The sequence below is a fragment of the uncultured Flavobacterium sp. genome, assembly GCF_937967675.1.
In the GTDB taxonomy this organism is placed as follows: domain Bacteria; phylum Bacteroidota; class Bacteroidia; order Flavobacteriales; family Flavobacteriaceae; genus Flavobacterium.
Genome location: NZ_CALBSN010000019.1, coordinates 1 through 7,869, shown reverse-complemented (window position 1 = coordinate 7,869; position 7,869 = coordinate 1). Strand labels below are relative to the sequence as shown.

The following is a 7,869-nucleotide window of genomic DNA, read 5'->3' as shown; positions in this document are numbered from 1 at the left end:
ATTTATAATTGGTTTACAAAAAATTAGAGAGAAATATGTCAAATTTGAAAGTGAAAACAATATTAGTTTCACAACCAGAGCCTAAAGTAGAAAATTCTCCGTATTTTGAGCTTCAAAATAAACTGAAAGTAAAGGTTGATTTTCGACCTTTCATCCATGTAGAAGGTGTTCCGGCTAAAGAAGTTCGCGCTCAAAAAATCGACTTAAACAATTATACTGCCATCATATTAACCAGTAGAAATGCTGTAGATCACTTTTTTAGAGTGGCTGAAGAAATGCGCTACAAAGTGCCAGAAGATTTAAAATATTTCTGTCAGTCTGAAGCGGTTGCTTTTTACTTACAACGTTATGTAGTATATAGAAAGAGAAAAATTTATGTGGGTCAAAAAGACTTCGCTGATTTAGCTCCGCTAATTAAAAAATATAAAGACGAAAAATTTTTATTACCAAATACCGACCAATTAAACGCCGATGTTCCACAAACATTAGATGGTTTAAAAGTAGAATGGAAACAAGGTATTTTCTACAGAACGGTAATGAGTGATTTATCAGACTTGAAAGATGTTTATTACGACATTTTAGCGTTTTTTAGTCCAACAGGAATTAAATCATTATTTAAAAACTTCCCTGATTTTCAACAAAACAACACTAGAATTGCTGTTTTTGGCGAAACTACTAAAAAAGAAGCTTTAGAACACGGTTTACGTGTTGACATTATGGCACCAAGCCCTGGAACACCATCGATGACAGGAGCTTTGGAAAAATATGTAGCTGAAGCTAACAAAGGAAAATAAAAACAAACAAAAATATACAGAACCCAAATTCGAAAGAGTTTGGGTTTTTTATTTGTTTTTGAAAATATGCAGAAAAACTACAGCAATGGGTTTCATAAGTTGTTTTAAATTGCGTTCAGAAATAACTTATATTTATATGCTACTTAGTATTTATAAGAGATTTTGCTTTGCCCTAAGTAAATAGAAAACAAAGTATTAGGTTTTTTATTACAGAAATTGACTTTCAATATTACAAACCCAGTAAACACTGGAAAATAAAATTGAAAATGCATAGAAAATCTGTAACTCAAATAAAATATTACTTTGTAAGCTTGTAAAATCATTTGTAAACTAAAAAAAACGAAAATTATGAAGAACAAATTCAAATCGTTCTCAATCTCTTTAATGATTGTATTTCTTTTAGTAACTATAAGTTGTCAGGTAGAAGAAACTATAGTTGAAACCGAAAACATAAAAAATCAAAATGATTTACTCATTAAAAAAATATCTTTTAATGAAATTAAGAATTCAGCTGTTGTTGATAAAATTAACAATACTAAAAAACTAAGTAAAAAAACAATTACAACTTCAAGTAAAATTATTAAAGATACTTTAAATAATTTTTACATAAATTCTGATGAAGGTATGTATATTGAGAAAACAGATGGAACAAAATCCTATACTTTTTCAGTTTTTAGAGAAAACGCTACTGATTTAGAAAATTTAGTAATTATTGTTTATCCAAATAATCAAATAAAAACATTCTTAGTAGATTATAACAAAACTTTCAACGAGCTAAATAGCATGTCGTTAGAACAAATGCAAAACAATCAGATTGAATATTATGAAATCAATTTCAACACAAACGAATTTATACCTGTTTTTCAAAACAATTCAAACGGAAGATATATTTGCGAAACAATAATGTTTTGGGATACAATACCATGTTATGAAGGTGATTTAGTTGGAGCTGGTCAAGGCATTGATTGTTGGGGCTGGGTTATAATTGGGCATACTTGCTGGGAAGGTGGGAGTGGCGGTGGAGAAGGTTTTGGTTTTGATTCAGATTTCGGAACAAATGGAAATGGATCTCCTACTGGTGGTGGTGGATCTACTGGATCAGGGAGCAGTGGATCTTCATCAAATCAAATTATAACCACTCCTACAACTTCTCTTGAAAGCGAACAAGAAGCACAAGCATTAATAAAACGTCAAAAGAACTTTACCGCTAATTTAAGTTGGAATCAAAATGCTTGGTTAAACAATAATCAAGAAGCTGAAAACAATATTTATGAATATCTTGAAAGCCAAGTAACAGATACTTTAGCTACTGAGTACTCTACTGAAAGTGTGCAGTTTGTGAATGAGTTGATTGATTTGGCTATTGAAAATAATTTAGAATTATCCCCAATAAATTCATCCAACAATATTGAGTTTGATAATTTAACTGAATTTGAGTCTTTTATGAATCTTGAGGAGATTTCTAATGTAATTTCTTCATCATTGTCATTTCAAGTTGACAAAAAAATCACAACACGAAATGTCAATATTACTCCTCTTCATCAATTAACACTTGAAATAATAATAACTCCAAGTCCAAATTTTTCATTAGATGAGAGCAATAGCACTTCTTATTTAGCATCAAATTTACTTCCAGGAAATAGTTGGATACAAACCTCAATTATTGTTACTAATTCAAACATTAACAATGGTGTAGATGCTGAAATTACAATAAGTGGCTATATGTATTATGGAGTTAAAATTGGTGATTATGAAGTCGGCACTAAGCGTAGAAAACAAATAATTATTAGATTTGAAAAAAGTACAGGTAAAATTTATTATTCAGAAGTTAATAATTTAAATTAATATTATGTTAGAAATTATAATATCCTTAGTCCCATTAGTTTTAATTATTTTTGTTTCAATTGTCCTCGTTGATTTATATATATTAGTTAGAAAATTAATTTTACTTAAAATAAAATTTTATTCTAAGCAATTAAACAAAGAAGATTAAATTAAAACTTATTAATATCACAATCACATATTAATTATGCAAATGGTTTAACTTTTGAAAATATTTCTTTAAATATAAATGAAAACTGGAATTGGGATAAGTTTTTTAAATACATAACTTTGAATGGATTACATAATTGCGACTCCTTTACAGAAACAACCAAAAATAATCCAATTGAAAACTATTTTTATCAAAATTATTCTCTTTATGAAAATCAAGTTACCAAAAACTGTTTATAAATTATGAAAAAACAAATTTTAATATTTTTCTTTTTATTATTTAATTCTATAATAATAGGACAAACAAAAAAAGATACTATTTACTTATATTATAACCACAAAAAAGACATGTCAATTAAAGTTACTGCATATAAAAACAAAGAGCCTTTTAGTTATTTATATACTTATTACTTTAATGATTCGCAAAATAACAGTCTATTAATTCCTATTTATGTTGATGATATGATTGATTTTGATAATAAAGCAGATGTTAAATGGATTGATAAAAAATTTATCAGGAAAAATGACGAAAAAATCTATTGTATTAAAAAAATGCAAAAGATAGGATATAAAAATATTATTGATAAATTTTATAATTGTATCATATATTTAATTGATACAAAGACTAAAAAAGACAATAAATATAAAGCAATAGAAGTAAAAATTAACTTTCTAGAAGAGATGTAAATAAATATAGTCGTCCAACAATAATCATTTTAAAATCGTTATTGTTAAAAATAAAAAGTCCCGAAAATTTCGGGACTTTTCTATATAAATTTCTTAGATTACAATTGAGGACCAGCTGCTACTAGTGATTTACCTTCTTCGTTATCTGTATATTGAACGAAGTTTTTAATAAATCTTGAAGCTAAATCTTCTGCTTTTGTTTGCCATTCAGCAGCATCTGCATAGGTATTTCTTGGATCTAAAATATTTGTATCAACATTTGGTAAAGCTGTAGGAACTACAAAATTAAATACTGGAACTGTTTTAGTTTCTGCATTTTCGATAGAACCATCTAAAATAGCATCAATGATGGCACGAGTATCCTTAATTGAAATACGTTTTCCTGTTCCGTTCCAACCTGTGTTAACCATATAAGCTGTAGCATTGTGTTGCTCCATTTTCTTAACTAATTCTTCACCGTATTTTGTTGGGTGTAATGATAAGAATGCTTTTCCGAAACAAGCTGAGAATGTTGGTTCTGGTTGTGTTACTCCTCTTTCAGTTCCGGCTAATTTAGCTGTAAATCCAGACAAGAAGTAATATTTAGTTTGCTCTGGAGTTAGTTTAGAAACTGGCGGCATTACTCCGAATGCATCTGCCGTTAAGAAAATAACTTTAGTAGCGTGACCTGCTTTAGAAACCGGTCTTACAATATTTTCAATATGATAAATTGGATAAGAAACACGTGTATTTTGTGTCACTGAACCATCTTTGAAATCAATTTTTCCGTTAGCATCAACGGTTACATTTTCTAACAATGCATCTCTTTTGATAGCTCCAAAGATATCTGGTTCGTTTGCTGCACTTAAATCGATAGTTTTAGCATAACATCCACCTTCAAAGTTGAAAACACCATCATTATCCCATCCGTGTTCGTCGTCTCCAATTAATTCACGTTTTGGATCTGTTGATAAAGTAGTTTTTCCTGTTCCTGATAATCCGAAGAAAACAGCAACGTCGCCATCTTTTCCTTTGTTAGCTGAACAGTGCATAGAAGCAATTCCTTGTAATGGTAAGTAATAGTTCATCATAGAGAACAATCCTTTTTTCATTTCTCCACCGTACCAAGTTCCTCCAATTAATTGGATTTTCTCAGTTAAGTTGAATGCTACATATACTTCCGAATTTAATCCGTAAGCTGCGTAATCTTTGAAACTTGTTTTTGAACCGTTCATTACTACGAAATCTGGCTCACCAAAGTTTTCTAATTCCGCTTCTGTTGGACGAATGAACATGTTTTTTACAAAATGTGCTTGCCATGCTACTTCCATGATGAAACGAACTTTCAATCTTGTGTTTTCGTTTGCACCACAAAAAGCGTCAACAACGTATAATTTTTTATTTGATAATTGCTTTACCGTAGTTTCTTTTAAAGCATTCCAAGTATCTTGAGAAATTGGTTTGTTATCGTTAGCCGCTTTATCAGAATTCCACCAAATCGTGTTTTCTGTAACGCTATCTTTAACAATATATTTGTCTTTAGGAGAACGACCTGTGAATTCACCAGTCATTACGTTTACCGCTCCAAGTTCTGACAACTGACCTCTTTCAAAACCTTCTAAAGCTGGGTTTAATTCTTCATTGTATAAATAATCGTATGAAGGATTGTATATGATTTCTGACACATTAACGATTCCGTATTTTTCTAACGAAATCGATTTCGTAGTTTGAGCATTCGTATCCATAAAATTAGGTTTTGTTGTGTTTATAAATAAAGTGCAAAATTATAAATTAAATTTGAGATAGCCTTTTAATTTAGTGTTTTTTAGATAAAATAACATAAAATAAGTATCCCCAAGCTGAAACCAAAAACAGCCCCCCAATGGGTGTAATCGGACCTAAAAATTTTGTCTTTAAATTTGTAATTGTATTTGTAGCCAAAAAATAAATAGAGCCTGAAAAAAACAAAACGCCAATTATTGTCAAATAAAAAATAATCGAACGTTCTTTCTCTCCTAAAAAAGTAAAAGTTCCAATAAAAAGTAAAAACAAAGCATGATACATTTGATAACGCACCCCAACTTCAAATGTTGCCAATTGTTCCACCGAAAGTACTTTTTTTAATCCATGAGCCCCAAATGCTCCCAAAATTATTGCTGTAACTCCCAAAATAGCCGCAACCAAAAGAATTTTCTTGTCCATTTTATAAAATTTGAGACCAAAGATAGCAAAAGTTTTTATGTTAAATTATGACATAAATGAAGAATTTGTTTTTACAAATATAACATTTTACTATCTTCGTGTGATATTTTCAGATTTTACAAAATGAGACAAATTTTAGTCATTGGAGCGGGTCGTTCTGCTTCATCCCTTATAAAATACCTTTTAGACCATTCCGAAGCACAAAATCTTCAGCTTACTATTGGCGATTTGTCAGAAGAATTGGCTAAACAAAAAACCAACAATCATAAAAATGCGAGAGCGATTGCTTTTGATATTTTTAATGAAGCGCAACGAAAAGAAGAAATTCAAAAGGCAGATGTGGTTGTTTCTATGTTACCAGCACATTTGCATTTAGAAGTTGCTAAAGACTGTATTACCTATAAAAAACACATGGTAACTGCATCTTATATTAGTCCAGCGATGCAAGAATTAGACGCTGCTGCTAAAGAAAACGGTTTGGTTTTTATGAACGAAATTGGGCTTGACCCAGGAATCGACCACATGAGTGCAATGAAAGTATTAGATGAAATTCGTAAAAAAGGCGGAGAAATCATTTTATTTGAATCGTTCTGTGGTGGATTAGTTGCTCCTGAAAGCGATACTAATTTATGGAATTACAAATTTACTTGGAATCCTAGAAACGTAGTTTTGGCTGGACAAGGCGGAGCTGCAAAATTCATACAAGAAGGAAAATACAAATACATTCCCTATTCAAAATTATTTAGAAGAACTGAATTTTTAGAGGTAGAAGGTTACGGAAGATTTGAAGCATACGCAAATCGTGATTCTCTAAAATATAGAAGCGTTTACGGATTAGATGACGCTTTAACTTGTTACCGAGGAACCATCAGAAGAGTGGGGTATTCAAGAGCTTGGGATATTTTAGTACAATTAGGCATGACCGATGATTCTTATACGATTGACAATTCGGAAGAAATGACCTATCGTGAATTTACAAATTCATTTTTACCTTATCATCCAACCGATACTGTGGAAATTAAACTTCGCGCCATTCAAAAAATTGATCAAGACGATATAATTTGGGATAAATTAGTAGAAATCGATTTATTCAATCCAAACAAAAAAGTAGGATTAGTTAAAGCGACGCCAGCCCAAATTTTAGAAAAAATTTTAGCTGAAAAATGGGCTTTAGAACCAAATGATAAAGACATGATTGTAATGTATCATAAATTTGGCTATGAATTATATGGTGAGAAAAAACAAATTGATGCTACCATGGTTTGTATTGGTGATGACCAAACCTATACAGCTATGGCAAAAACGGTTGGACTTCCCGTTGCTATTGCTACATTGAAAATCTTAAACAAAGAAATTACAACTCCTGGAGTTCAATTGCCAATTACTAAAGAAGTGTACAAGCCCATCTTAAAAGAACTAGAAGATTATGGTGTAATTTTCAAAGAAATTGAAGTTCCGTATTTAGGTTATAATCCTCTAAATGTAAAGAATTAAGCAATTATTATTCAAAATAGAAAATCCGAAATCGTAATTGGTTTCGGATTTTTTTATTACGTTTGAAATTGATTTTGTATTTTTACTTTCAAATAAATTGAAAATGAAGATAAATCACTTACAAATTGAAATCGACGGAATCGATAAAGAAATTCTTCGCGATTTAATGGAAGATGCTCGCAAACCTATTTTACAGATTGCGAATAAAATTGGGATTTCGGGTGCTGCGATTCATCAACGTTTGCGAAAATTAGAACAAGCGGGTGTGATTTCAGGTTCGAAGTTTATTGTGGACACGAAAGTTTTGGGTTATAGTACGATGGCTTTTATCGGAATATATTTAGAAAAAGCGTCAAGTAATCCAGAAGTAGTGAAAGAATTGAAAAAGATTCCAGAAGTTTTGGAATGTCATTATACGACCGGGAATTGGAGTATTTTAATCAAAATCATTTGTCGAGATAACGAGCATTTGATGCAATTACTCAACAAGAAAATACAACCCATTGATGGCGTTTCAAGAACCGAAACCTATATTTCTTTAGAACAACAAATTGAGAGACAAATTCAGTTGTAAATTTCAAATTCAAAAATCAAGAACAAACAAAAAACCCAAACTCTGAATGAATTTGGGTTTTAAAATATAATATCAAACTAATTATTCTCTCGAACCTAAAATTTGGAAAGCCCAATATAACAAAGACGCTAAAGCTCCTAAAGCTGC

Annotated in this window: 7 protein-coding genes; 5 read left to right on the top strand and 2 right to left on the bottom strand. The window is 30.5% G+C overall.

Features of this window, described 5'->3' with window-relative positions; all coding sequences use genetic code 11:
• The first annotated feature begins 44 nt into the window (after window positions 1-44).
• The 3 genes from Q0075_RS01265 to Q0075_RS01255 all read left to right on the top strand — a co-directional run bounded on the left by Q0075_RS01265 (window position 45) and on the right by Q0075_RS01255 (window position 3,473).
• Window positions 45-794, top strand: a complete 750-nt coding sequence (locus Q0075_RS01265) for a uroporphyrinogen-III synthase (RefSeq protein WP_026724456.1) — start codon at window positions 45-47, stop codon at window positions 792-794.
• Between the two features lie 348 nt (window positions 795-1,142).
• On the top strand, window positions 1,143-2,639 hold the full coding sequence (locus Q0075_RS01260) for a hypothetical protein (protein ID WP_297867933.1): 1,497 nt from the start codon (window positions 1,143-1,145) through the stop codon (window positions 2,637-2,639).
• 390 nt (window positions 2,640-3,029) lie between these two features.
• Window positions 3,030-3,473 carry a hypothetical protein gene (locus tag Q0075_RS01255; RefSeq protein WP_297867932.1) on the top strand — a complete coding sequence of 148 codons (444 nt, stop codon included), beginning with the start codon at window positions 3,030-3,032 and terminating at the stop codon, window positions 3,471-3,473.
• Window positions 3,474-3,571: 98 nt separating this feature from the next.
• On the opposite strand, the gene pckA is transcribed toward Q0075_RS01255, so the two are convergent.
• Both pckA and Q0075_RS01245 read right to left on the bottom strand, forming a co-directional pair.
• Window positions 3,572-5,197 carry a phosphoenolpyruvate carboxykinase (ATP) gene (gene pckA, locus Q0075_RS01250; RefSeq protein WP_297867931.1) on the bottom strand — a complete coding sequence of 542 codons (1,626 nt, stop codon included), beginning with the start codon at window positions 5,195-5,197 and terminating at the stop codon, window positions 3,572-3,574.
• Between the two features lie 70 nt (window positions 5,198-5,267).
• Window positions 5,268-5,654: a DUF423 domain-containing protein gene (locus Q0075_RS01245; protein WP_297867930.1), complete on the bottom strand. Its 387-nt coding sequence runs from the start codon at window positions 5,652-5,654 to the stop codon at window positions 5,268-5,270.
• Window positions 5,655-5,777: 123 nt separating this feature from the next.
• Between Q0075_RS01245 and Q0075_RS01240 the strand changes: the two genes are divergently transcribed.
• On the top strand, window positions 5,778-7,148 hold the full coding sequence (locus tag Q0075_RS01240) for a saccharopine dehydrogenase C-terminal domain-containing protein (protein WP_297867929.1): 1,371 nt from the start codon (window positions 5,778-5,780) through the stop codon (window positions 7,146-7,148).
• A 103-nt stretch (window positions 7,149-7,251) separates the two neighbouring features.
• Window positions 7,252-7,722 carry an Lrp/AsnC ligand binding domain-containing protein gene (locus Q0075_RS01235; protein ID WP_026724461.1) on the top strand — a complete coding sequence of 157 codons (471 nt, stop codon included), beginning with the start codon at window positions 7,252-7,254 and terminating at the stop codon, window positions 7,720-7,722.
• Window positions 7,723-7,869: the final 147 nt, after the last annotated feature.

Coding starts and splice junctions, on each gene's coding strand:
- Q0075_RS01240 (WP_297867929.1), top strand. CDS start 5,778: ATGAGACAAATTTTAGTCATTGGAGCGGGTCGTTCTGCTTCATCCCTT.
- Q0075_RS01255 (WP_297867932.1), top strand. CDS start 3,030: ATGAAAAAACAAATTTTAATATTTTTCTTTTTATTATTTAATTCTATA.
- Q0075_RS01245 (WP_297867930.1), bottom strand. CDS start 5,654: ATGGACAAGAAAATTCTTTTGGTTGCGGCTATTTTGGGAGTTACAGCA.
- Q0075_RS01260 (WP_297867933.1), top strand. CDS start 1,143: ATGAAGAACAAATTCAAATCGTTCTCAATCTCTTTAATGATTGTATTT.
- pckA (WP_297867931.1), bottom strand. CDS start 5,197: ATGGATACGAATGCTCAAACTACGAAATCGATTTCGTTAGAAAAATAC.
- Q0075_RS01235 (WP_026724461.1), top strand. CDS start 7,252: ATGAAGATAAATCACTTACAAATTGAAATCGACGGAATCGATAAAGAA.